Consider the following 21,929-nt stretch of genomic DNA (forward strand, 5'->3'; position numbering starts at 1 on the left):
AAGCGCCCGGATCGTCGTCCGGGCCGGCGGTCCGTGATTAGCGGTCGATCTCGCCGAAGACGATGTCTTGCGTGCCGATGATCGTTACCGCGTCAGCAATCATGTGTCCCTTGGCCATTTCATCGAGCGCGGCCAGGTGCGGGAAGCCAGGCGCACGGATCTTCAGGCGGTACGGCTTGTTCGCGCCGTCCGAGATCGCGTAGATACCGAACTCGCCCTTCGGGTGTTCCACCGCTGCGTACGCTTCGCCTTCGGGCACATGGATGCCTTCGGTGAAGAGCTTGAAGTGGTGGATCAGTTCTTCCATGTTGGACTTCATGTCCACGCGCGAGGGCGGCGCCACCTTGTGGTTATCGGTGATCACCGGGCCCGGGTTGCGGCGCAGCCATTCCACGCACTGCCTGATGATGCGGTTGGACTGGCGCATCTCTTCCACGCGCACCAGGTAACGCGCGTAGCAGTCGCCGCCCACGCCCACCGGCACGTCGAAGTCCAGCTTGTCGTACACCTCGTACGGCTGCTTCTTGCGCAGGTCCCACTCGATGCCCGAGCCGCGCAGCATCGGGCCGGTAAAGCCCATCTGCAGCGCGCGTTCCGGGCTTACCACGCCGATGTCCACCAGGCGCTGCTTCCAGATCCGGTTGTCGGTCAGCAGCGTCTCGTACTCGTCGACGTACTTCGGGAACCGGCTGGTGAAGTCCTCGATGAAGTCCAGCAGCGAGCCCGAACGCGCCTCGTTCATGACCTTGATGGCGCGCTCGTTGTGTACCTTGGACGCACGATATTGCGGCATCGTGTCAGGCAGGTCGCGATACACGCCGCCCGGACGGTAGTAGGCCGCGTGCATGCGCGCGCCCGACACCGCCTCATACATGTCGAACATGTCCTCGCGCTCGCGGAAGGCGTACAGGAACACCGCCATGGCGCCCACGTCCAGCGCGTGCGCGCCGATCCACATCAGGTGGTTCAGCAGGCGGGTGATCTCGTCGAACATCACGCGGATGTACTGCGCGCGCACCGGCACCTCGAGGCCCAGCAGGCGCTCGATCGCCATCACGTAGGCGTGCTCGTTGACCATCATCGACACATAGTCGAGGCGGTCCATGTACGGCACGCTCTGGATCCAGGTCTTCTGCTCGGCCAGCTTTTCGGTGGCACGGTGCAGCAGGCCGATATGCGGGTCGGCGCGCTGGATGACTTCGCCGTCCAGTTCCAGCACCAGGCGCAGCACGCCGTGCGCGGCCGGGTGCTGCGGGCCGAAGTTCAGGGTGTAATTCTTGATGTCTGCCATGGCGCGTTATCCGTGCTGCAAGCCGCCGTAGTTTTCCTCGCGGATCACGCGTGGCGTGATTTCGCGCGGATCGATCGTCACCGGCTGGTAGATGACCCGCTTCTGTTCCGGGTCGTAGCGCATCTCGACAAAGCCGGAAACCGGGAAGTCCTTGCGGAACGGATGGCCGACGAAACCGTAGTCGGTCAGGATGCGGCGCAGGTCCGGATGGCCGTCGAACACGATGCCGTAGAAATCGAAGGCTTCGCGCTCGAACCAGTTGACGCCGTTCCACACGTCGATCACCGACGGCAGCACCGGGAAATCATCGTCCGGGGCGAACACGCGCACGCGCAGGCGCCAGTTGTGGGTGATCGACAGCAGCTGCGAGACCGCGGCGAAGCGCGGGCCGTCCCAGCTGCCGTCGCCGTATTCGGAATAGTCCACGCCGCACAGGTCGATCAGCTGCTCGAAGCGCAGCGAGGGATCGTCGCGCAGGGTGCGGGCAGCTTCCAGGTAGTCGTCGGCCTTGACGATCAGCGTCAGTTCGCCGGTCGCCTCGATCAGTTTCTGCACGCGCTTGCCGAGAGCTTTCTCGAGCGCGGCCTTCAGGATGTCAAGCTTCGCCATTTCAGCCCTTGCGCGCGATGGTGTTGGTACGCTTGATCTTGTTCTGCAGCTGGATCACGCCGTAGATCAGCGCCTCGGCCGTCGGCGGGCAGCCCGGCACGTAGATATCCACCGGCACGATACGGTCGCAGCCACGCACCACCGAGTACGAATAGTGGTAGTAGCCGCCGCCGTTGGCGCACGAGCCCATCGAGATCACCCAGCGCGGTTCCGCCATCTGGTCGTAGACCTTGCGCAGCGCGGGGGCCATCTTGTTGCACAGCGTGCCGGCCACGATCATCACGTCCGACTGGCGCGGCGACGGGCGAAACACCACGCCGAAGCGGTCCAGGTCATAGCGCGCGGCGCCGGCATGCATCATTTCCACAGCACAGCAGGCCAGGCCGAAGGTCATCGGCCACAGCGACCCGGTGCGGGTCCAGTTGATCAGCTTGTCAGCGGTAGTCGTGACGAAGCCTTCATTGAGAACGCCTTCGATTGCCATTTCACATCACTCCCAATCGAGCGCGCCCTTTTTCCAGATGTAGACGAAGCCCACGATGAATTCCAGCAGAAACACGCCCATGGCGATGAAACCCGGCCAGCCGATTTCCCGCAGGGCGACACCCCACGGAAACAGGAAGGCGGTTTCGAGATCGAACAGGATAAACAGGATGGCGATGAGGTAGTAGCGCACATCGAACTTCATGCGCGCGTCCTCGAACGCTTCGAAGCCGCACTCGTACGGCGACAGCTTCGCGGGATCGGGCTTGTTCGGACCGAGGATCCGACCGATCGACATCAGTGCCACGCCAAGCACGACACCGAAGATGATGAAGATGAGAACGGGGAAGTAGGCTTCGAGATTCAAGGTACGGCCAGCCTTATCTGGAATGTTGTCAACAGCACCAGCTGAAGCGGCGTCCTGTTGCCCACCCCAGGCGCTAAGCCATAGACCTCATGGCGCGCCGCCTTGCGGACTGCCGGAGTCCCACGCTCGGGTGCATTGCCCGGCCAGGGACTCCGATCAAGTTGTTTGGTGCCGACGGCGAGACTCGAACTCGCACAGCTTTCGCCACTACCCCCTCAAGATAGCGTGTCTACCAATTTCACCACGTCGGCTGGGGGAGAAACAATATTGCCTGGCGCCGGGTTTTCAGGCCCTTCAGGTCCTTTGCAGAGGCTTTCGTCTTTGCTCGGAACCCATCGCTGGGGAATCGTTTCAAGCCTTGCATTCTAACCCAGATTTCTTGCTTTGTTCAACGCACAACTGCAAAAAAACTCAGGAATCCGCCGCAAGGCAATCGGATTATTTCGGTACAGCGGGGGCTGCCGGCGCCGAAGCGGCAGCAGCGGCAGCCGGCGCTGCGGCCGGAGCCGACGCACCTGCCACGGCGGGCACGGATGCCGGCGCCGCGCCCATCACGCCCAGCGACGCAGCGGGCTTGTAATTGCCCAGCAGCGTCAGCGCCAGCGTGCAGACGAAGAACAGCGTGGCCAGCACGGCGGTGGTGCGCGACAGGAAGTTTGCCGAGCCGGTGGCACCGAACAGGCTGCCCGAGGCGCCCGAACCGAATGCCGCGCCCACATCGGCGCCCTTGCCATGCTGGATCAGCACCAGGCCAATCACGCCCAGCGCCGACAACACCTGCAGCACCACCAACAATGTCTTGAAGATTGCCATTTGATTTAAATAAGCCTTACTGGCTGGTTACTTGCCTGATCGGTCGATCGGAACGGCCGGCATTCAGGCGTTGCCGATCGCGAGAAAATCTTCCGACTTCAGCGAGGCGCCGCCAATCAGGCCCCCGTCGATATCGGTCATGGAAAACAGTTCGGCCGCATTGTCCGGCTTGACGCTGCCACCGTACAGGATGGCCATGCGCCCGGCCACGCCCGCGTCGCGCGCGGCAACCTGGCCGCGCAGAAAAGCGTGCACCGCCTGCGCCTGCTCGCTGGTGGCGGTCTTGCCGGTGCCGATCGCCCACACCGGCTCATAGGCCAGCACCACGCGGCTCAGCTGCTCAACACTCAGCGCCTCCAGCACGGCCTGCAGCTGCCTGCCGACCACGGCCTCGGTCTCGCCCGCCTCGCGCTGGGCCAGCGTTTCGCCCACGCAGACCACCGGGACGATGCCGAATTCCAGCGCGCGCAGCGCCTTGGCCGCGACGGCCTGGTCGGTTTCGCCGTGGTAAGTGCGGCGCTCCGAGTGACCGACCAGCACATAAGTGCAGCCAAACTCACCCAGCATCGATGCCGCCACTTCGCCGGTAAAGGCGCCGCGCGCCTCGGCCGACACATCCTGTGCGCCCCAGGCCACCTTCGAGCCATCCAGCAACGCCTGGCATTGTGCAAGATAGGGGAACGGCGCGCAGACCGCCAGCGTCGCCGGTGCCACGCCAGCCTTGATTCCCTCCAGCAGCGCCGCGTTCGCAGCCAGGCTGCCATGCATCTTCCAATTGCCGATGACGAGCTTTTGTCTCACGAAGTGCCCCTCCCAAATCAAACCCGGTATTGTAGCGTGTGGCAGGGGCACGGCGCTACCGCCGCCCGATGCCGGGGGGCGGCGGCATTGGCCACATGCAACGGGCGCTGCGCTTTACCAGGTCAGCACGATCTTGCCGATATGCTCGCTCGACTCCATCAGGCGATGCGCGTCGGCTGCCTGCGCAGCCGGGAACACCTGGTGGATCACCGGCTTGATCTTGCCGGCGGCCAGCAGCGGCCACACCTGCTCATGCAGCGCCGCGGCGATCTCGCCCTTGAACGATGCCGGGCGCGGACGCAGCGTGGAACCGGTCACGGTGATGCGCCGGCGCAGGATATCGCCCAGCGGGATCTCGGCCTTGGCACCGCCCAGCAGCGCGATGATGACGATGCGGCCATCGTCGGCGATGCACTTCAGCTCGCGCGCCAGGTACGGGCCGGCAACCATGTCGAGAATCACGTCGACACCCTTGCCGCCGGTCAGCGCGGCCACCTCGGCAACGAAGTCCTGGGTCTTGTAGTTGATCGCCCGATCTGCGCCCAGGTCTTCGCAGGCCTTGCACTTCTCATCGGTGCCGGCGGTGACAAAGACCTTGTAGCCCAGCGCCTTGGCAATCTGGATCGCGGTCGTGCCGATGCCGCTGGAGCCGCCCTGGATCAGCAGGGTTTCATCCTTGCCGCGCGGGCCCTGGCCCAGGTAGCCGCGGTCGAATACATTGCTCCAGACCGTGAAGAAAGTCTCCGGCAGCGCCGCGGCCTCGATATCGCTCAGGCCTCGCGGCGCGGGCAGGACCTGCGCCAGCGGCGCCGTGCACAGCTGCGCGTAGCCGCCGCCCTGCACCAGCGCGCAGACGCGGTCGCCCACCTTCAGGCCGAAGCGGTTGTCGGCATGCGACAGGTCGCCGCCCACCACCACGCCCGCCACTTCCAGGCCGGGCAGGTCCGAAGCGCCCGGCGGCACCGGGTAGTTGCCGGTACGCTGGAATACGTCGGGACGGTTGACGCCGGCGGCAGCCACGCGGATCAGGACCTCGCCCGCACCCGGCACCGGGTCGGGACGCTCGGCCAGCTGGAGGACTTCGGGGGCACCGTATTCGCGGATCTCGATGGCTTGCATGCTGCTCTGCTCCTTGTACTTGTCTTGGCGCGGCTCGACGACGGGTCGCGCCAGGGTCGGTGTGAGCCTTGGCTCGATAGGGTTGCCGGCAGTGTAAACAAAAAAACGGCTGGACATCGTCCAGCCGTTTTTCCGGCGGCGCCACCTTGCGGCGGCGCCCGCGGGCAATCCTGCCCCGCTGACTTTACTGCTGTTCCGAGCCCTCGGCCGGGGCTGCCGGGGCAGCGGCTTCGCCGGCGTTGATCGGGCTGATGCTGCCGCCCTCTTCGGCCAGCGCGGCCTTCAGCGACAGGCGCAGGCGGCCCTTCTCGTCAGCCTGGATCAGCTTGACGCGGACATGCTGGCCTTCCTTCAGCCAGTCCTTGATGTCCTTCACACGCTCGTTGACGATTTCCGAGATGTGCAGCAGGCCATCCTTGCCCGGCAGGATGTTGACGATGGCGCCGAAGTCCAGCAGCTTCAGCACGGTACCGGCGTAGATCTTGCCCACTTCGGCTTCCGCGGTGATGCCCTCGATGCGGCGCTTGGCTTCGGCCATGCCGTCGGTCGAGGTCGACGCGATCGTGATCGTGCCGTCTTCCTGGATGTCGATGGTGGTGCCGGTTTCCTTGGTCAGCGCCTGGATGGTCGAACCGCCCTTGCCGATCACTTCGCGGATCTTGTCCGGATGGATCTTCATGGTGATCATGCGCGGCGCGTGCGCCGACAGCTCGGTGCGGGCGTGGCCCATCGCATCCTGCATCTTGTGCAGGATGTGCAGGCGGCCTTCCCTGGCCTGCGCCAGCGCAACCTGCATGATCTCCTTGGTGATGCCCTGGACCTTGATGTCCATCTGCAGCGCAGTGATGCCGTTGTCGGTACCCGCCACCTTGAAGTCCATGTCGCCCAGGTGGTCTTCGTCGCCCAGGATGTCGGTCAGCACGGCGAACTTGTTGCCTTCCAGGATCAGGCCCATGGCCACGCCGGCCACGTGCGCCTTGACCGGAACGCCGGCGTCCATCAGCGCCAGGCAGCCGCCGCAGACCGAAGCCATCGACGACGAGCCGTTGGACTCGGTGATTTCCGAAACCAGGCGGATGGTGTAGGCGAATTCATCGTCCTTCGGCAGCACCGGGATCAGTGCGCGCTTGGCCAGGCGGCCGTGGCCGATTTCGCGGCGCTTCGGGCTGCCCACGCGACCGGTTTCGCCGGTGGCGAACGGAGGCATGTTGTAGTGGAGCATGAAGCGGTCGCGGTATTCGCCTGCGAGCGCGTCGATGATCTGCTCGTCGCTCTTGGTGCCCAGCGTGGCCACCACCAGCGCCTGGGTTTCACCACGGGTGAACAGCGCCGAGCCGTGCGCGCGCGGCAGCACCGACGAACGGATCTCGATCGGGCGCACGGTGCGGGTGTCGCGGCCGTCGATGCGCGGCTCGCCGCCCAGGATCTGGCCGCGGACGATCTTGGCTTCCAGATCGAACATGATGTTGCCGACTTCCACCTTGTCGGCTTGCACGCCGGCGGCTTCCAGCGCGGCGGCCACGTTGGCCGACACTTCCTTCAGCTTCTGGCTGCGGGCCGACTTCTGGCGCAGCTGGTAGGCTTCCTGCAGCAGCGGCAGTGCCACTTCGGTGACCTTGGCGATCAGCGGCTCGTTCTTGGCGGCCGGGGTCCAGTCCCACTCAGGCTTGCCACCTTCGCGCACCAGCTCATGGATGGCGTTGATCGCGATCTGCATCTGCTCGTGGCCATAGACCACGGCGCCCAGCATGACGTCCTCGGACAGCTGGTTGGCTTCCGATTCCACCATCAGCACGGCGCGCTCGGTGCCGGCGACCACCAGGTCCAGGTCCGAGGTAGCGATCTGCGAGCGGGTCGGGTTCAGCAGGTACTGGCCGTCCTTGTAGCCCACGCGCGCGGCGCCCACCGGGCCGTTGAACGGGATGCCCGACACGGCCAGCGCGGCCGACGCGCCAATCAGCGCGGGGATGTCGGCGGGCACTTCCGGGTTCAGCGACACCACGTGGATCACCACCTGGACGTCGTTGTAGAAGCCTTCCGGGAACAGCGGACGCAGCGGACGGTCGATCAGGCGCGAGGTCAGCGTCTCGTTTTCCGACGGACGGCCTTCACGCTTGAAGAAGCCGCCGGGGATCTTGCCGGCTGCGTAGGTCTTCTCGATGTAGTCGACGGTCAGCGGGAAGAAGTCCTGGCCCGGCTTCGGGCTCTTGGCGGCGACCACGGTCGCGAGCACCACGGTGTCTTCCACATCGACCAGCACCGCACCGCCGGCCTGGCGGGCGATTTCGCCGGTTTCCATGCGGACCGTGTGCTGGCCCCACTGGAATTCCTTGACGACCTTGTTGAACATGGACATTTGCATTCCTTGACTTGCGTGCATGCCGCGCAATCACGCAATCACTCGCGCGCGGCCTGCGACGCCTGCGTTCTCAGCCGCAGGCAAACTGCCGGGTTGCCGGTCGCAGTCGCAGGGAAGTGCTATGCCATTCCAGCGCGGCACTGGCATGCCGATGCCGCGCTGGAATGACACAAAGCCCTGGTTCCTTGCCCGATCCGGGTATTCAAAACAAAAAAGAACAACTTACTCCGTTGCGCAGCTTGCTGCAACGGGCGCCCGGGGAATCAGAATGCTCGCCGGGCGGCGTGAAGCAAAAATCACTTCATCAACTGCCTTGCATCCCTCGGCAAGGCGGATTCACCCCGCCAGAAATGCAAAATGCCTGCCCCAGCAATGCTGAAGCAGGCATCGAGGCCTCACGCGAAACCGTGCAAACCCTGGAATCGCGCTGCCATCTGACGCAACCTCCGACGCAACCTTACTTGCGCAGGCCCAGCTTTTCGATCAGGGCGCGGTAACGGTCGGCATCGTTGGACTTGAGGTAGTCCAGCAGGCGGCGACGGCGGCTCACCATGCGCAGCAGACCGCGGCGGCTGTGGTGATCCTTCATGTTGGCCTTGAAGTGCGGGGTCAGTTCGTTGATGCGGGTGGTCAGCAGGGCCACTTGCACTTCGGGGCTGCCAGTGTCGTTGGCGCCACGTGCGAACTGCTTGATGACTTCGGACTTGTTGATATCGGCGACTGCCATGATGATTTCCTTTCACTTGCGAACGCTACAGCGCGGGATGCGCCGCATGCGTCGTGCCATGTATTGACTGGCTACTGCCGCCATCAGGCCGATGGCCCGATCACGACAGCCGCGGATTATAGCCGAAAAGCCGCGGCAGGAGTACCCGGCAGCCTGGCCGTATGCCCCAACGCTCAGGGGCGCTCCATCCGGCACGTGGTCGGCAGCGTGGTCTGCGCGGCCTTGAGCTTGCGCACGGTACGGAAGCCATAGCCCGAGCCCTCGTTGTCGAAGCGCACCGCCCCGCCCTGGCGCTCCATCACCGACACGTACAGCGGCTGCAGCACCTGGTGGTCGTCGGCGCGCACGGTGGCCTCGTGGAAGTCATTGACGTAGCGCATGTTCTCCAGCGCGCGCGCCACCTTGACCGCATCGGTGGAGCCGGCCTGCTCGATCGCGCGCGCCAGCATCTCCACCATCATCTGCATGCGCAGGTGCACGTAATCGTCCTTCGGGTCCGGATAGCGCGCGCGGAACTGCCGGTAGAAGGCGTCCGACGCCGCGCCGCCCACGTTGGGGTGCCATTCCGCCACCGCGAGCACGCGGCCCACGCCGGCATCGCCCATCGCCGCGGGCGCGCCCAGGCCGTTGCCGTAGAAGGTATAGAACCGGGCCTGCAGGCCGCCTTCGCGCGCGGCCTTGACCATCAGCGTCAGGTCGTTGCCCCAGTTGCCGGTGATGACCGCGTCCGCCCCGCTCGCCCTGATCTTGGCGATATAGGGCGCGAAGTCCTTGATCTTGCCGATCGGGTGGAACTCGTCGCCCACGATCTGGATATCCGGGCGGCGTGCCGCCAGCATCTCGCGCGCCGAGCGCGATACCTGGTGGCCGAAGCTGTAGTCCTGGTCGATCAGGTAGACGCGGCGCACGGCCTGGTCCTGGCGGATCACCTCGGTCAGCGCCTGCATGCGCATGTCGGCGCTGGCGTCGAAACGGAAGTGCCAGAAGCTGCAGTTCTCGTTGGTCAGGCTGGGATCGACCGCCGAGTAGTTCAGGAACAGCACGCGCGCGTCGGGCTGGCGCGCATTGTGGCGGTTGATGCCCGACACCAGCGCGCTGGCCACGGCCGAACTGTTGCCCTGCAGGACAAAGGGGATGCGCTTGTCGGTCAGCGCGCGCAGCTGGATCAGGCTTTCATCGACATTGCCCTTGCTGTCGAAGGTGACCAGCTCCAGCGGCCGCGTGCCCTCGGCGGTCTTCACCCCGCCGCGCGCATTGACGCGGTCGATCGCCAGGCGCAGGTTGCGCACCACCGCCTCGCCGGCGTTGGCGAACGGGCCGGACAAGCCGTCGATCATGCCCAGCCGGATCGGCTCCTGGGCCGACGCGCCCGCCGCAGCCACCAGCAACAATCCGCCCAGCCATCCACGCCACCGTGCCGCAACCTTCATTCATCTCTCCCGGAAAGCGCTGGATGGTACGGCAGCCCCAGCCCGGCGGCAATTGCCATGGCGCGCAGCCAGCGACATGGCGTTCCCCGGGGAAACGGCCATGTTGCAGGAATATCCCCCAAAAAGCAGCGCCCAGCGCACAAGCGGCGAGGACCCGACCGCCTGCCGCGACATGCTGTCGACGCCCGAACTCTACAAGGCGCAGGTCAATACCTGGACCAGGCGGGACGTGGCCGGGCACGAGTATGAAAAAGCCCGCCATCCCCGGGTCGGGAATGGCGGGCTTGGTCCGTACGCTCAGGCCGGGTAGGCCTTCCGCCGTCTGAAGCAGACGCCTTGATCAGATCTGCGGATTGATCTTCTGCACAGCCTTGTCGTGCAGCTTGTTCAGCGCGGCCAGGTAGGCCTTGGCCGAGGCGGCGACGATATCCGGGTCGGTGCCCACGCCGTTGACGATGCGCCCGGCCTTGGACAGGCGCACGGTCACTTCGCCCTGGGCCTCGGTACCGCCGGTGATGGCGTTCACCGAGTAAAGCACCATCTCGGCGCCGCTGCCCACGCGCGACTCGATTGCATGCAGGGTGGCGTCGACCGGGCCGTTGCCCTCGCCCTCGCCGCTCTCCTCCTGGCCGTCCATGCTGAACACCACGCGTGCGTGCGGGCGCTCACCGGTCTCGGAACGCTGCGACAGCGAGATGAAGCGGAAGTGCTCGTTGGCGTCGTGCTGGGCCTCGTTCGAGACGATGGCGACGATATCCTCGTCGAAGATCTCGGCCTTCTGGTCGGCCAGTTCCTTGAAGCGGGTGAAGGCGGCGTTGACTTCGGTCTCGCTCTCGAGCTCGATGCCCAGTTCCTGCAGGCGCTGCTTGAAGGCATTGCGGCCCGACAGCTTGCCCAGCACGATCTTGTTCGCGGTCCAGCCCACATCTTCCGCGCGCATGATCTCGTAGGTGTCGCGCGCCTTGAGCACGCCATCCTGGTGGATCCCCGAAGCATGCGCGAAGGCATTGGCACCCACCACGGCCTTGTTCGGCTGCACCGCGAAACCGGTGATCTGCGACACCAGCTTGGAGGCCGGCACGATCTGCGTGGTGTCGATGCCGAGGTCCAGGTCGAAATAGTCGCGGCGCGTCTTCACCGCCATCACCACTTCTTCCAGGCTGGTGTTGCCGGCACGCTCGCCGAGGCCGTTGATGGTGCATTCGATCTGGCGCGCGCCGGCCATCTTGACGGCGGCCAGCGAGTTCGCCACGGCCATGCCCAGGTCGTTATGGCAGTGCACCGACCAGATCGCCTTGTCCGAGTTGGGGATGCGCTCGCGCACCGAACGGATCAGGTCGGCGTAGCCCTCGGGCACGGCATAGCCCACGGTATCCGGCAGGTTGATGGTGGTCGCGCCTTCCGCGATCACGCCTTCCAGCACGCGGCACAGGAAGTCCATGTCCGAGCGGCTGCCGTCTTCCGGCGAGAACTCGATGTCATCGGTGAACTGGCGCGCAAAGCGCACCGCCAGGCGGGCCTGGTTATACACCTCGTCCGGCGTCATGCGCAGCTTCTTCTCCATGTGCAGCGCGGACGTGGCAATGAAGGTGTGGATGCGGAACGAGTTGGCCGGCTTGAGCGCCTCGGCGGCGCGGGCGATGTCCTTGTCGTTGGCACGGGCCAGCGAGCAGATGGTCGAGTCCTTGACCACCTGCGCGATCGAGCGGATTGCCTCGAAGTCGCCGTTGGAGCTCGCCGCGAAACCGGCCTCGATCACGTCGACCTTCAGGCGTTCCAGCTGGCGTGCGATGCGGACCTTTTCCTCGCGGGTCATCGAGGCGCCGGGCGACTGCTCGCCGTCACGCAAGGTGGTGTCGAAAATGATGAGTTTGTCAGACATTTTGTGGAGCTCCTGATTGCTTATCGTGTGCTGTCCCCGGCATGCTGCGTCCGGGGCTTTACCGCCTGTTCCGCGCTCCACGGCTGTGGAATGCAAAACGCCCCGGCGTGCATGAAGCAGGCCGGGGCGTTAGAAAATTCCTTGCGGATTTCGCGCTAAGGGAGTGAGTCCGTCCTTAGCGCGCGCGCGTCCCGACCTGATGGCCTAGTAGGCCACCTAGGGTGGTGCGGGCGATTAGGACTTGGCGCGAAATCATGTCAGCGACTATATCCGAGTTGGCGCGCCCGTGCAATACAGGGTTTAGCCCATTTTGCCCGGATGCGCCAGCGGCACGGATCAGCCCTTGGGCGGAATGCGCAGCTTCTGGCCCGGGTAGATCTTGTCCGGGTTGCTCAGCATCGGCGTGTTGGCCTCGAAGATCTTGTTGTACTCGGCGCCGTTGCCATAGGCGGCCTGGGAGATCGCCCACAGCGTGTCGCCCTTGACCACGGTATGCCACGTCGACTCCTCGGACTCGACATTGACCGACATCTTGTCCTCGACCTTGTCCACGCCCTCGACATTGCCGGCGCACAGGATGATCTTCTCGCGCGTGGCCTGGTCGGGCGCGACGCCGAACACGGTAACCAGCCCCTGCGAGCCGTCGACCTGCACCATCAGCCCGGTGGCGTCCAGCCCCATCTTGTTGATGTAGCTCTCGATCGCATCGCCCGCGGCGCGATTGGCGGCATCGACATTCTCCGCCGACGCATCCGCCGCGGCGGCCTCCTGCGCGGCCTTGGCCTCGCCGGTGCCGAACAGCTTTTCTCCCGCTTCCTTGATGAAGTCGAACATGCCCATGACATCCTCCTGACGGTGAGTGGAAAACACTGCAGAGTGCCACGCCCTGATGGCCGTGGCATGAAAACAATTGTGAATCCTGCAAAGCAAGAAGGGCGCCTGAGCGCCCTTCTGCTTACAACACTTAGGCCTTGCCGCCGTTTTCGCGTGGCTTCTTCTCGATGCCCGGCTTGCCGTGCATGGACCGCCAGGCCCACAGCACATAGCCCGAGATTGCATAGACCACGAACAGGCCGAACAGCGCCACCGGCGGGTCGGTGGAGACCACCACGAACAGCACCAGGACCAGCACCATCATGCCGAACGGCACGCGGTAGCGCACGTCAAGCGCCTTGCCGCTGTAGAACGGCGCGTTGGACACCATCGACAGCCCGGCGTACAGCGTAATGCCGAAGGCCACCCACGGCATCCACAGCTCCTTGACCGGCAGCTTGTTGTCGATCACCAGCCAGACAAAGCCAGCCACCAGCGCGGCGGCCGCGGGGCTGGGCAGCCCCTGGAAGAAGCGTTTGTCGACGATGCCGATGTTGGCGTTGAAGCGCGCCAGGCGCAGCGCCGCGCAGGTGCAGTAGACGAAGGCTGCGATCCAGCCCCACTTGCCCAGGTCATGCAGGATCCATTCATACATCACCAGCGCCGGCGCAACCCCGAACGAGGTCATGTCCGACAGCGAGTCATACTGCTCGCCAAACGCACTCTGCGTATTGGTGATGCGCGCCACGCGCCCGTCCATGCCATCCAGCACCATCGCCGCGAAGATGGCGATGGCCGCGGCGTCGAAGCGCATGTTCATGGCCTGGACGATGGCGAAGAAGCCCGCGAACAGCGCCGCGGTGGTGAACGCGTTGGGCAGCAGGTAGATGCCGCGCCGGCGCGGACGCTGGTAGACCACATCGTGGTCGTCGCCGGCATCGTCGTCGAAGTCGTCGTCGGCGCCGCGCAGCTGGTTATGGCGGAACGGCCGCAGGTGGGTCACGTTGCCGTTGCTGCTGCGCTTGTTACGTCGATGGAAGGCAACCATCACAGTCCTCCGGTCAGGCCGCCGCTCACTTCACGTCGAGTTCGGCGAGGATGGTCGACGAGGCCGATACCTTCTCGCCGATGGTCACGCGCGGGCGCGCATCGAGCGGCAGGTAGACGTCCACGCGCGAGCCGAAGCGGATAAAGCCATAGCGCTGGCCGCGCGACAGGTTGTCGCCCACCTTGGTGTAGCACAGGATGCGGCGGGCCACGAGGCCGGCCACCTGCACCAGCGTCACCAGCTGGCCGTCGGAGGCGCGCCGGATCAGCACGGCGTTGCGCTCGTTCTCGACCGATGCCTTGTCCAGGTCGGCGTTGACGAACTTGCCGGCGAAGTATTCGACCTTCTCGACCGCGCCGTCGACCGAGACGCGGTTCGAGTGCACGTTGAAGACGTTCATGAAGACGCTGATCTTCAGCGCCTCGCGGCCGGCGTACGGATCCTGCGCCTTTTCGACCACGACGATACGGCCGTCGGCCGGGGCCAGCACGGCGTTGGGCTGCGACGGGATCGGGCGCGGCGGATCGCGGAAGAACTGCAGCACGAATACCGTGATGATCCACAGCGGCAACGCCCACCAGAAGCCCGCGCTGGCATGCACCAGCAGCGAGATGACAAAGGCGCCGGCCAGGAACGGCCAGCCTTCACGGGCGATCAGCGGATGAGGATAGTTCATGCAGTACAGGTGTCGGTGGATACAAGACCATGGCAAGGCGGGACGGAACGCGGCAATGGCGACGGCAGCGGCCATCGCCAGCGCTCCATGGTCGCGGAGCAGGATAATGCACGCCTTACCCAAAGTCTGACAAGCATAACAAAAAGCCGTTCAGGCCCCGCGACTCCCTCCTGATGATAGAAGGGTGTGGCACGGGACGCTGAACGGCCTCGGCCCGCCGCCGTGCGGCGCGGGCCATCAGACAGCGATGCAGCTTAGTTCTTCGACTGGTCGACCATCTTGTTCTTGGCGATCCACGGCATCATCGCGCGCAGCTTCTCGCCAACCACCTCGATCTGGTGCTCTGCGTTCAGGCGGCGGCGCGAGATCAGGGTCGGGGCGCCGGCCTTGTTCTCCAGCAGGAAGCTCTTGGCGTACTCGCCGGTCTGGATGTCGGTCAGGCACTGCTTCATCGCCTTCTTGGTCTCTTCGGTCACCACGCGCGGGCCGGTGACGTACTCACCATATTCCGCGTTGTTGGAGATCGAGTAGTTCATGTTGGCGATGCCGCCTTCGTAGATCAGGTCGACGATCAGCTTCAGTTCGTGCAGGCACTCGAAGTAGGCCATTTCCGGCGCGTAGCCAGCTTCCACCAGGGTTTCGAAGCCAGCCTTGATCAGCTCGACGGTACCGCCGCACAGCACGGCCTGCTCGCCGAACAGGTCGGTTTCGGTTTCTTCGCGGAAGTTGGTCTCGATGATGCCGGCACGGCCGCCGCCGTTGGCGGTGGCGTACGACAGCGCGATGTCACGGGCGGCGCCGGACTTGTTCTGGTGCACGGCGATCAGGTGCGGCACGCCGCCACCCTGGGTGTACGTGGCGCGCACGGTGTGGCCCGGGGCCTTGGGCGCGATCATGATCACGTCCAGGTCGGCGCGCGGGATCACGGCACCGTAGTGCACGTTGAAGCCGTGGGCGAAGGCCAGCGCAGCGCCCTCCTTGATGTTGTCGTGCACTTCGTTCTTGTACACGTCGGCGATCTGCTCGTCCGGCAGCAGGATCATGACCACGTCGGCACCCTTGACGGCCTCGGCCACTTCCTTGACTTGCAGGCCGGCGTTGGCGGCCTTGTTCCACGACGCGCCACTCTTGCGCAGGCCGACCGTCACATTGACGCCCGAATCCTTCAGGTTCAGCGCGTGGGCATGGCCCTGCGAGCCATAGCCGATGATGGTGACGTTCTTGCCCTTGATCAGGGAGAGGTCGGCGTCCTTGTCGTAAAACACTTTCATGATGATTCCTTCAATCTCTGTCTTTTGTATGAGGGGGGCGGCATCCTCGGGCGCATCGTGTGCGCCCGGATCGCGCCGCCCCGGGGATACTGCGTGAAGCCGTTTGGGTGAGCCGGGGCCCGGTCAGACCTTCAGGATGCGCTCGCCGCGGCCGATGCCCGAGCCGCCGGTACGGACGGTCTCCAGGATGGCGGTGCGGTCGATCGCGTCCAGGAACGCATCGAGCTTGACGCCGTTGCCGGTCAGCTCGATGGTGTAGGTCTTCTCGGTGACATCGATGATGCGGCCGCGGAAGATGTCGGCGGTGCGCTTCATTTCCTCGCGCTCCTTGCCCACCGCGCGCACCTTGACGAGCATCAGCTCGCGTTCGATGTGCGCGCCTTCGGTCAGGTCGACCACCTTGACCACTTCCACCAGGCGGTTCAGGTGCTTGGTGATCTGTTCGATCACGTCATCCGAGCCGGAGGTGACGATGGTCATGCGCGACAGCGAGGCATCCTCGGTGGGTGCCACGGTCAGCGTCTCGATGTTGTAGCCGCGGGCCGAGAACAGGCCCACCACACGCGACAGCGCGCCCGGTTCGTTTTCCAGCAGGACCGAAATGATGTGTCGCATTACAGGTCCTCCGCGCCGAGCAGCATTTCGGAAATGCCCTTGCCCGCCTGGACCATCGGCCAGACGTTTTCGGTGGGATCAGTCTGGAAGTCCAGGAACACGGTACGGTCCTTCAGGCGGAACGCCTCGCGCAGCGCCGGCTCGACGTCAGCGGTCTTCTCGACGCGCATGCCGACGTGCCCGTAGGCCTCGGCCAGCTTGACGAAATCGGGCAGCGCGTCCATGTAGGAGTGCGAGTAGCGGTTGTCGTACTCGATCTCCTGCCACTGGCGCACCATGCCCAGGTAGCCATTGTTCAGCGAGCAGATCTTCACCGGGGTGTCGTACTGCAGGCAGGTCGACAGTTCCTGGATGCACATCTGGATCGAGCCTTCACCGGTGATGGTGACGACTTCCTTTTCCGGGAACGCCTTCTTGATGCCCATGGCGTACGGCAGGCCCACGCCCATCGTGCCCAGGCCGCCGGAGTTGATCCAGCGGCGCGGCTCGTCGAACTTGTAGAACTGCGCGGCCCACATCTGGTGCTGGCCGACATCGGAGCAGATGAAGGCATCGCCGTGGGTCAGTTCCCAGATCTTTTCCACCACGTACTGCGGCTTGATGATCTCGGAGCTGCGGTCGTACTTCAGGCAGTCCACCGAGCGCCATTGCTCGATCTGCTCCCACCAACGGGCGAGCGACTCGCGCTTGGGCTTGATGTCGCTGGCCTTGATCTGCGCGATCAGTTCCTGCAGCACGTCCTTGACGTTGCCGACGATGGGGATGTCGACCTTGACGCGCTTGGAAATCGACGACGGATCGATGTCGATATGGATGATCTTGCGCGCCTGCGAGGTGAAGTGCGACGGGTTGCCGATCACGCGGTCGTCAAAGCGGGCACCGATGGCGATCAGCACGTCGCAGTTCTGCATGGCCATATTGGCTTCATACGTGCCGTGCATGCCGAGCATGCCGACGAACTGCTTGCTGGTGCCGGGGAACGCGCCCAGGCCCATCAGCGTGTTGGTCACCGGGTGGCCGGTCAGCGCCGCGAGCTGGCGCAGCTCGTCGCTGGCATTGGCCAGCACCACGCCGCCACCGCTGTAGATGTACGGACGCTCGGCGGCCTGCAGCAGCGCCACGGCCTTGCGGATCTGGCCCGAATGGCCCTTGTTCACCGGGTTGTACGAGCGCATGTCGATCGACTTGGGGTACTCGTACTTGCAGGCATTGCGCGAGACATCCTTGGGGATGTCCACCACCACCGGACCCGGACGGCCGGTCGAGGCAATGAAGAACGCCTTCTTGATGGTCGCGGCAAGGTCGCGCACGTCCTTCACCAGGAAGTTGTGCTTGACGATCGGGCGGGTGATGCCGACGGTGTCGCACTCCTGGAAGGCGTCCTGGCCAATGGCGTGGGTCGGCACGTTGCCGGTGATCACCACCATCGGGATCGAGTCGAGGTAGGCGGTGGCAATGCCGGTGACGGCATTGGTCACACCGGGACCGGAGGTCACCAGCGCTACGCCCACCTTGCCGGTTGCCCGTGCATAGCCGTCTGCGGCATGGACCGCGGCCTGCTCGTGGCGCACCAGGATGTGCTCGAACTTGGTTTGCTTGTGGAGCTCGTCGTAGATATACAGCACTGCGCCGCCGGGGTAGCCCCAGACGTACTCGACGCCTTCTTCGGCAAGTGCGTGAACGAGAATTTCCGCCCCGATCATTTCGGGTGCGGCAGATGAATTGCTGTCTGCGTGGGAGAATTCCGCGCTGGGCATGTTCATTTCAGTCCTTTGCAATTTTCGGCAAAAAATTGTTTGGATGCTCTCTGCCGGGCTTGTGGCTCGGGTTCAAGCGGTGCGCGTCTGCATGGAAGACCGCCTCATAAGCGGCCGGATGAGACAACCACTGATGTCGTGTGAACCGATGATGATACTGCAATGCACCAGCGCGGTCTACGGTTGTTTTATGCCCTGCGCATCGGGGAGTTCCCGGACAACAGGCATGAATTTTCCGCACTGCATTGTATTTCTCGGCATACAAGGTGGTACAGAGCGGTGTTTTTTTGCTAGCATCGCACCACCCCGGATGTGCCACGGGCCGTACGCAGCACATTCACCAAAGCCGGGCATTTTGCCCCGCAGCAACAAGCCGCAACCGCCTGAATGGCCACCGACCAGGAACTGTCCGATTTTCTTGCCAGCGTCGAGCGCCGCGCCTTCAAGCAGGCCGTGTTCTCGGTCCGCGACGACGAGGCCGCGCTGGATATTGTCCAGGACGCGATGATCAAGCTGGCCGAAAAATATGGCGACAAGGGCGCCGCCGAGCTGGCGCCGCTGTTCCAGCGCATCCTGCAGAACACCATCCACGACCATTTCCGCCGCCAGAAGGTGCGCAACACCTGGGTCTCGCTGTTTTCCAGCCTGCGCGACGACCGCGACGGCGGCGACGACAACGACCTGCTGGAGACGCTTGAGGCACAGGCGGGATCGGAATCGGCCGAAAGCAGCGCCGACAAGGTCGAGCGCGCCCAGGTCATGCACATCATCGAGCAGGAAATCCAGCGTCTGCCGGCGCGTCAACGCCAGGCATTCCTGATGCGTTACTGGGAGGACATGGACGTTGCCGAAACTGCCGCGGTAATGGGCTGTTCCGAAGGCAGCGTCAAGACGCACTGTTCCCGTGCCACGCACACCCTTGCGCAGGCACTGCGTGCACGGGGGGTCCGACTATGAGCAGAAACGACAAAGAAATCAGCGAACGCCGGTTTGCCCATGAGGTTCGGGCGGCACTTGATGCCGGCACCGAGGCCCTGCCGGCCGACATCTCCGAACGGCTCGCCGCGGCGCGCCGGATCGCGGTCGCCCGCAAGAAGGCCGAAGCGCGCGTGCTGGTGCCGCAACTGGCCATGCCGGGTGCGCACGTTTCCCTGTTTGACGACGACGGCTCGCCGCTGTACCGCGCCGGCGCCTGGCTGCGCCGCCTTGGCCTGGTCTGGACGCTGGTGGCGCTGGCCGCCGGCCTGGTTGGCATCTATCGCTGGCAGGAACAGAAACGCATCGAGGAACTGGCCGATATCGACGCCGCCATGCTGCTCGACGACCTGCCGCCCACGGCCTACGCCGACGAGGGCTTCCACGTCTTCCTGAAGCGCGGGCAATAGCATGGCGCGCGCAACGTTCCGCCCCGGCGCCCTGCGCCGCCGGCTGGCCGCGCTGCTCGCCGGCGCCGGCGCTGCCGCCTGCTGGGGCCTGCTGCCGCCCGCGGCGCATGCACAGGGCGCCTCAGCGGTCACCTCCCCCTCTGCCACGCAGGCTGCCAATGCCCGGCCGGCCTGGGCTGACCTGAGCCCGGTCAACCAGCGCATCCTGGCACCGTTGCAGCCGCTGTGGGACAACCTGCCCGAACTGAACCGCCACAAGTGGCTGCGCATCGCCGAGCGCTATCCGAAGTTCTCCCCGGCCGAGCAGGCCCGGCTGCAGGCGCGGATGGCGGAATGGGTCAAGATGACGCCGCAGCAACGCCGGCTGGCGCGCGAGAACTACCAGATCACGCGCTCGCTGCCGGCCGAGAAAAAGGCCGAGGCCTGGGACAAGTACCAGCAGCTGCCTGAAGAGCAGAAGAAGAAGCTCGCCGCCGCCGACCGCGTCCCGCGCCGCCCCGGCGCCGTCAGCGCGCTGCCCAGCGGCAAGCGCCTGCCCAGCGACACCAGCCGCCAGCTGCGCCGCGAACCGAAGGCTGCCGGCACCTCGGCGGCCCGCGCCGGCAAGCCGGCCAGCGAAGCCCGGGCGCAGCCTGCCACCACGGCAGCCGCGGCGTCGGCGCCGTTGCCTGCGCCGGCGGCCGCACCGGCCACGCCTGCGCCCGCTGCACCTGCCACCACCGCTGCCGAACCCACCACGGAAGCCGCCACGCCCGCGGCCTCGGACGCGACCACGCGCCAGTAATCCGCAAGCCATTTGGCATAATGGCCGTTTCACGCCGGCCAGCGTTGCAAGAGCCGGCCCCGCCTGACCCGCGCCTGCCCAGCCTTCTTCGCCCTCCATGCCCGCTGCCACCCTCGATCCCAAGCCCGCCGCAGCCGCCCTGCCCGCCGCCCCGCCCCTGCGCCGCCGCATCGCCTGCATGCTCTATGAAGGCGTGCTGCTGTTCGGCGTGCTGAGCGCATCGACCGCCGCCTATCTGCTGGCGCGGCCGCTGCTGCAGAAGCTCGGCCTGGACGGGCCGCTGGTGATCCAGTTGTGGAGCTTCCTGGTGATGGGGCTGTATTTCACCTGGTTCTGGCAACGCAACGGCCAGACCCTGGCAATGCAGACCTGGCGCATGCGCGTCGAGAACGCCGCGGGCGTGCCGCCGCGCTGGCCGCAAGCGGCGCTGCGCTACGTGCTGGCGTGGCTGTGGCTGCCGCCGTCGGCGGCGGTCGGCCACCTGCTGGGGCTGGTCAAGGGACCATTCGTGGGCGTGCTGTGCGCCGGACTGCTGATCTGGATCCTGCTGGCGCGGCTGGATCCGCGCCGCCAGTTCCTGCACGACCGCCTGGCCGGCACGCGGCTCACGGACCTGCGCGCCAAGCCATGAGCCTGGGCGCCGCCGGCATCCGCCGCATTGCGGTGGCCTTGCAGGCGGCCGCAGCGCTTGGCATTGCCGCCGGGCTGGCGCACACAGCCGGCTGGCCATGGCCCGGCGCAATCGCCACCGGCGTGGCGGTGATCCTCGGCAGCTTCGCCGGCGGCATTGCCCTCGCCTTCGCCCTGAGCGGGCGCGGCCTGTGGGTCGGGCATGGCGATCACCCGCCCGCACCCCCTGTTGAACTCGCCGCCACGCGGCGGCCGCTGCGCCTGCCCGACGCACTGCGCTGCTATGCCACCGAATGCCTGGCGGTGCTGCGCATGTTCGACTGGCTGCAACCGTTCCGGGCGCGCGCGCGCTTCGCCCCGACAGCCGATGCCCGGCCCGGCCGCGACGCCCCGCCGGTGCTGTTGGTGCACGGCTACGCCTGCGGACGGGCGATCTGGCTCGACATGCAGCCGGCACTGGCCGCCGCCGGCTATCGCTGCAAAGGCATCGACCTCGAACCAGTATTCGGCGATATCGACGACTACGCGCACGCGCTGCTGGCCGCCATGCGGCGCATCAGCGCCGAGACCGGGCGCGCACCGCTGCTGGTCTGCCACAGCATGGGCGGCCTGGCCGCGCGCGCCGCGCTGCAACTGGCCGGCGACGACGACGCCTGCGCCGGCGTGGTGACGCTGGGCAGCCCACACCACGGCAGCGCGCTGGCGCGCTTTGGCGGCGGCCACAATGCGCGCCAGATGCGTTGCGGCAGCCCCTGGCTGCGCGCGCTTGCCGCGGCGGAAACGCCGCGCTCGCGGGCGCGCATGATCTCGGTCTTCAGCTGGCATGATTCGATCGCCGGGCCGCCCGGCACCGGCTGGCTTGACGGCGCCGGGCATATCCCGCTGTCCGGCATCGGCCACGTGTCGCTGCTGCGCCATCCCGCCGCCGTGCGTGCAGTGCTCGACGCACTGGCCGAACTGTCCGCGCGCGGCCGCTGACGCCTGCGCCGTCACTGGCTGTTCCACTGCCGCCACGATTCAAATGTCAGTCATGTTTCTGTCACGGCACCGTCATCGCGGGCTGGCTGAA

At 65.6% G+C, this 21,929-nt stretch carries 23 protein-coding genes and 1 tRNA gene; 6 read left to right on the top strand and 18 right to left on the bottom strand.

Going from position 1 to position 21,929, the window contains the following annotated elements:
- Positions 1-37: 37 nt before the first annotated feature.
- From ACZ5MJ_RS13175 to ACZ5MJ_RS13225, 11 genes are all read right to left on the bottom strand, one after another.
- Positions 38-1,291, bottom strand: coding sequence for an NADH-quinone oxidoreductase subunit D (locus ACZ5MJ_RS13175; protein WP_464219853.1), 1,254 nt, complete (start codon positions 1,289-1,291; stop codon positions 38-40).
- Positions 1,292-1,297: 6 nt separating this feature from the next.
- Positions 1,298-1,900, bottom strand: a complete 603-nt coding sequence (locus tag ACZ5MJ_RS13180) for an NADH-quinone oxidoreductase subunit C (protein ID WP_464219854.1) — start codon at positions 1,898-1,900, stop codon at positions 1,298-1,300.
- Between the two features lies 1 nt (position 1,901).
- Entirely contained in the window at positions 1,902-2,384 is a 483-nt protein-coding gene (locus ACZ5MJ_RS13185; RefSeq protein ID WP_011297145.1) for a NuoB/complex I 20 kDa subunit family protein, read from the bottom strand.
- A 6-nt stretch (positions 2,385-2,390) separates the two neighbouring features.
- The gene (locus ACZ5MJ_RS13190; RefSeq protein ID WP_078195723.1) at positions 2,391-2,750 is read right to left on the bottom strand and encodes an NADH-quinone oxidoreductase subunit A; all 360 of its coding nucleotides are present in this window, start codon (positions 2,748-2,750) and stop codon (positions 2,391-2,393) included.
- A 166-nt stretch (positions 2,751-2,916) separates the two neighbouring features.
- Positions 2,917-3,001, bottom strand: a tRNA-Leu gene (locus ACZ5MJ_RS13195).
- Positions 3,002-3,188: 187 nt separating this feature from the next.
- Positions 3,189-3,563 carry a preprotein translocase subunit SecG gene (gene secG / locus ACZ5MJ_RS13200; protein ID WP_464219862.1) on the bottom strand — a complete coding sequence of 125 codons (375 nt, stop codon included), beginning with the start codon at positions 3,561-3,563 and terminating at the stop codon, positions 3,189-3,191.
- Positions 3,564-3,626: 63 nt separating this feature from the next.
- A complete protein-coding gene (tpiA, locus tag ACZ5MJ_RS13205; RefSeq protein WP_464219863.1) occupies positions 3,627-4,364 on the bottom strand; it encodes a triose-phosphate isomerase in 738 nt (245 codons plus the stop codon).
- A 114-nt stretch (positions 4,365-4,478) separates the two neighbouring features.
- Positions 4,479-5,483 carry an NAD(P)H-quinone oxidoreductase gene (locus tag ACZ5MJ_RS13210; protein ID WP_464219865.1) on the bottom strand — a complete coding sequence of 335 codons (1,005 nt, stop codon included), beginning with the start codon at positions 5,481-5,483 and terminating at the stop codon, positions 4,479-4,481.
- A 184-nt stretch (positions 5,484-5,667) separates the two neighbouring features.
- Positions 5,668-7,839 (bottom strand): polyribonucleotide nucleotidyltransferase, encoded by a 2,172-nt coding sequence (pnp, locus tag ACZ5MJ_RS13215; RefSeq protein ID WP_464219866.1) that lies wholly within the window; start codon positions 7,837-7,839, stop codon positions 5,668-5,670.
- A gap of 460 nt (positions 7,840-8,299) precedes the next feature.
- Positions 8,300-8,569 carry a 30S ribosomal protein S15 gene (gene rpsO / locus ACZ5MJ_RS13220; RefSeq protein ID WP_010809136.1) on the bottom strand — a complete coding sequence of 90 codons (270 nt, stop codon included), beginning with the start codon at positions 8,567-8,569 and terminating at the stop codon, positions 8,300-8,302.
- Positions 8,570-8,742: 173 nt separating this feature from the next.
- Complete coding sequence (locus ACZ5MJ_RS13225; RefSeq protein ID WP_464219871.1) at positions 8,743-9,999, bottom strand: branched-chain amino acid ABC transporter substrate-binding protein; 1,257 nt, start codon at positions 9,997-9,999, stop codon at positions 8,743-8,745.
- 100 nt (positions 10,000-10,099) lie between these two features.
- Here ACZ5MJ_RS13225 and ACZ5MJ_RS13230 point away from each other — a divergent pair, with 100 nt between their 5' ends.
- Positions 10,100-10,309, top strand: a complete 210-nt coding sequence (locus ACZ5MJ_RS13230) for a hypothetical protein (protein ID WP_464219872.1) — start codon at positions 10,100-10,102, stop codon at positions 10,307-10,309.
- 30 nt (positions 10,310-10,339) lie between these two features.
- Here the strand turns inward: ACZ5MJ_RS13230 and ACZ5MJ_RS13235 are convergent, their stop codons facing one another.
- From ACZ5MJ_RS13235 to ACZ5MJ_RS13265, 7 genes are all read right to left on the bottom strand, one after another.
- Positions 10,340-11,881: a 2-isopropylmalate synthase gene (locus ACZ5MJ_RS13235; RefSeq protein WP_464219873.1), complete on the bottom strand. Its 1,542-nt coding sequence runs from the start codon at positions 11,879-11,881 to the stop codon at positions 10,340-10,342.
- Positions 11,882-12,217: 336 nt separating this feature from the next.
- The gene (lysM, locus tag ACZ5MJ_RS13240) at positions 12,218-12,721 is read right to left on the bottom strand and encodes a peptidoglycan-binding protein LysM (RefSeq protein ID WP_464219874.1); all 504 of its coding nucleotides are present in this window, start codon (positions 12,719-12,721) and stop codon (positions 12,218-12,220) included.
- A gap of 124 nt (positions 12,722-12,845) precedes the next feature.
- Positions 12,846-13,742 carry a CDP-diacylglycerol--serine O-phosphatidyltransferase gene (pssA, locus tag ACZ5MJ_RS13245; RefSeq protein ID WP_464219875.1) on the bottom strand — a complete coding sequence of 299 codons (897 nt, stop codon included), beginning with the start codon at positions 13,740-13,742 and terminating at the stop codon, positions 12,846-12,848.
- 25 nt (positions 13,743-13,767) lie between these two features.
- On the bottom strand, positions 13,768-14,418 hold the full coding sequence (locus ACZ5MJ_RS13250) for a phosphatidylserine decarboxylase (protein WP_432259627.1): 651 nt from the start codon (positions 14,416-14,418) through the stop codon (positions 13,768-13,770).
- Positions 14,419-14,672: 254 nt separating this feature from the next.
- Positions 14,673-15,689 (bottom strand): ketol-acid reductoisomerase, encoded by a 1,017-nt coding sequence (ilvC, locus tag ACZ5MJ_RS13255; RefSeq protein ID WP_432259626.1) that lies wholly within the window; start codon positions 15,687-15,689, stop codon positions 14,673-14,675.
- A gap of 123 nt (positions 15,690-15,812) precedes the next feature.
- A complete protein-coding gene (gene ilvN, locus ACZ5MJ_RS13260) occupies positions 15,813-16,304 on the bottom strand; it encodes an acetolactate synthase small subunit (RefSeq protein WP_010809144.1) in 492 nt (163 codons plus the stop codon).
- Positions 16,304-18,067 carry an acetolactate synthase 3 catalytic subunit gene (locus ACZ5MJ_RS13265; protein WP_464219877.1) on the bottom strand — a complete coding sequence of 588 codons (1,764 nt, stop codon included), beginning with the start codon at positions 18,065-18,067 and terminating at the stop codon, positions 16,304-16,306. Before ACZ5MJ_RS13265 ends, ilvN begins: the two co-directional genes overlap by 1 nt.
- A 381-nt stretch (positions 18,068-18,448) precedes the next feature.
- Between ACZ5MJ_RS13265 and ACZ5MJ_RS13270 the strand changes: the two genes are divergently transcribed.
- From ACZ5MJ_RS13270 to ACZ5MJ_RS13290, 5 genes are all read left to right on the top strand, one after another.
- Positions 18,449-19,018 carry an RNA polymerase sigma factor gene (locus ACZ5MJ_RS13270; protein WP_464219878.1) on the top strand — a complete coding sequence of 190 codons (570 nt, stop codon included), beginning with the start codon at positions 18,449-18,451 and terminating at the stop codon, positions 19,016-19,018.
- Complete coding sequence (locus tag ACZ5MJ_RS13275; RefSeq protein WP_464219879.1) at positions 19,015-19,446, top strand: DUF3619 family protein; 432 nt, start codon at positions 19,015-19,017, stop codon at positions 19,444-19,446. The genes ACZ5MJ_RS13270 and ACZ5MJ_RS13275 overlap by 4 nt, the downstream gene beginning before the upstream one ends.
- A 1-nt stretch (position 19,447) precedes the next feature.
- The gene (locus ACZ5MJ_RS13280) at positions 19,448-20,230 is read left to right on the top strand and encodes a DUF3106 domain-containing protein (protein ID WP_464219880.1); all 783 of its coding nucleotides are present in this window, start codon (positions 19,448-19,450) and stop codon (positions 20,228-20,230) included.
- Positions 20,231-20,327: 97 nt separating this feature from the next.
- A complete protein-coding gene (locus ACZ5MJ_RS13285; protein ID WP_464219881.1) occupies positions 20,328-20,861 on the top strand; it encodes an RDD family protein in 534 nt (177 codons plus the stop codon).
- The gene (locus ACZ5MJ_RS13290; protein ID WP_464219883.1) at positions 20,858-21,838 is read left to right on the top strand and encodes an esterase/lipase family protein; all 981 of its coding nucleotides are present in this window, start codon (positions 20,858-20,860) and stop codon (positions 21,836-21,838) included. Before ACZ5MJ_RS13285 ends, ACZ5MJ_RS13290 begins: the two co-directional genes overlap by 4 nt.
- Positions 21,839-21,929 lie beyond the last annotated feature (91 nt).

Source organism: Cupriavidus sp. LA-1, from assembly GCF_055385985.1.